The sequence below is a fragment of the Shewanella sp. 11B5 genome (assembly GCF_002836795.1).
GTDB lineage: Bacteria > Pseudomonadota > Gammaproteobacteria > Enterobacterales > Shewanellaceae > Shewanella > Shewanella frigidimarina.
On record NZ_PJAP01001084.1, the window covers coordinates 1 to 2,349 of the forward strand.

The window sequence follows — 2,349 nt, forward strand, 5'->3', positions numbered from 1 at the left end:
TAGGAAGCTTTATGTGACCTTAAAACCTTTGTTTTAATGATGTTAAGCTAGTTTCGTGCTCGACTGTCAATAAATAATTACTCACAGCATCAATGCACTTTTTGGTGATGTGATCATCTTATATGGTGAATAAATGTAGCGGTGTTGATGCCTTATATAAGCAAAATGGCGTTTATTACAGACATAAAATGTAATGAGAGAAATTTTAATTTGCGTCACATCGCCTTGTAGGGGAAAATATGGCTTCACAATTGCCCGTTAGACCTTACAAACAAGCAGGAGAGAGCATGTCATCTCGTAAAGTACTCGCTAACGCTATTCGCGCCCTAAGTATGGATGCGGTTCAAAAAGCCAATTCTGGTCATCCAGGTGCCCCAATGGGGATGGCTGATATCGCCGAAGTGCTATGGAATGATTTTCTAAAGCACAATCCAACTAATCCTAACTGGGTCGATCGCGATCGTTTTGTTCTGTCAAACGGTCATGGCTCTATGCTTATCTACTCTTTACTGCATTTATCTGGTTATGAATTGCCTATCGAAGAGCTAAAGCAATTCCGTCAGTTGCATTCTAAAACACCTGGTCATCCTGAATATGGTTATACCCCTGGTGTTGAAACCACAACGGGTCCTTTAGGTGCTGGTATCAGTAACGCAGTTGGTATGGCGATTGCTGAAAAAACCTTAGCGGCTCAGTTTAACCGTCCTGGACACGACATTGTGGATCACTTCACATACTGTTTCTTAGGCGATGGTTGTTTAATGGAAGGGATTTCTCACGAAGTCAGTTCATTAGCTGGAACATTAGGCCTTGGTAAGTTAGTGGCATTTTGGGATGACAACGGTATTTCTATCGATGGTCATGTTGAAGGTTGGTTCACTGACGATACTCCTAAGCGTTTTGAAGCCTATGGCTGGCATGTTGTTGCTGATGTAGATGGTCATAATCCAGATGCTATCCGTGCAGCAATTGAAGAAGCTAAATCTGTAACAGATAAGCCATCAATGATTTGCTGTAAAACCATTATTGGTTTTGGTTCGCCTAACAAATCGGGTAGCCATGATTGTCATGGTGCACCATTAGGTGATGCTGAAATTGCAGCAGCTCGTGAGTTCTTAAACTGGCCACACGCTCCTTTTGAAATCCCATCTGATGTGTATGCTGGTTGGGATGCAAAACATAAAGGTGTTGCTAACGAGTCATTATGGAATGACAAGTTTGCGGCTTACCAAGCAGCGTTCCCAGAACTTGCTGCAGAATATGAACGTCGCGTATTAAAAGGTGATTTACCAGCTGATTTTGAAGCTAAAGCACAAGCCTTTATTCAAGAAAGCCAAGATAAAGCCGAAGGTATTGCGAGCCGTAAAGCGTCTCAAAATGCCATTGGTTTCTTTGGTGCTATGTTGCCTGAATTACTTGGTGGTAGCGCAGACTTAGCCGGCTCTAACTTAACGCTTTGGTCTGGTTCAAAAGGTATTCAAGACGATCCTGCCGGTAACTACATCTATTACGGTGTTCGTGAATTCGGTATGAGCGGTATTATGAACGGCGCGTCGTTACATGGTGGTTTTATTAACTATGGCGCAACCTTCATGATGTTCATGGAGTACGCACGTAACGCGGTACGTATGTCAGCATTAATGGGCATTCAAAACATTTTCGTTTATACCCATGACTCTATTGGTCAAGGCGAAGATGGCCCTACTCATCAGCCGGTTGAGCAATTAGCTAACTTACGTTTAACGCCTAATATGGCAGTATGGCGTCCATGTGATGCTGCGGAAACTGCTGTATCTTGGAAAGCGGCCATTGAACGTCGTGATGCACCTACATCATTAATCTTTAGTCGTCAGGGTCTTAAAGCCCAAGCGCGTACAGCTGAGCAATTAGCTAACGTAGCTAAAGGTGGTTATGTACTGTCTGATTGCCAAGGCACTGCTGATGTGATTTTGATTGCAACAGGTTCAGAAGTGCAATTAGCTATGGATTCTGCAGTAGAGCTAACCAAACTAGGTCAAAAAGTACGGGTAGTGTCTATGCCTTCTACTACCGAGTTTGATAAGCAAGATGCAGCATATAAAGAATCTGTACTACCAAAAGGAGTCACTAAACGTGTTGCTGTTGAAGCGGCACACGCTGACTTCTGGTACAAATATATTGGTTTTGATGGTGCTGTAGTGGGTATGACCACCTTTGGTGAGTCTGCTCCTGGTGGTGATTTACTTAAACATTTCGGCTTCACTGTTGATAATGTAGTAAAAACTGTCCAATCTTTAGGATAATCAACTGAGATTAAACACTTATCTATTAGGTGTTTAATCTGTATAATAACGGCCTGCAATACTATTG

The 2,349-nt window shown here is 42.5% G+C and carries 1 protein-coding gene; it reads left to right on the top strand.

Features of this window, described 5'->3' with window-relative positions; translation table 11 throughout:
* Positions 1–287: 287 nt before the first annotated feature.
* The gene (gene tkt / locus CXF78_RS20570; RefSeq protein ID WP_102037803.1) at positions 288–2,282 is read left to right on the top strand and encodes a transketolase; all 1,995 of its coding nucleotides are present in this window, start codon (positions 288–290) and stop codon (positions 2,280–2,282) included.
* The last annotated feature ends 67 nt before the right edge of the window (positions 2,283–2,349 follow it).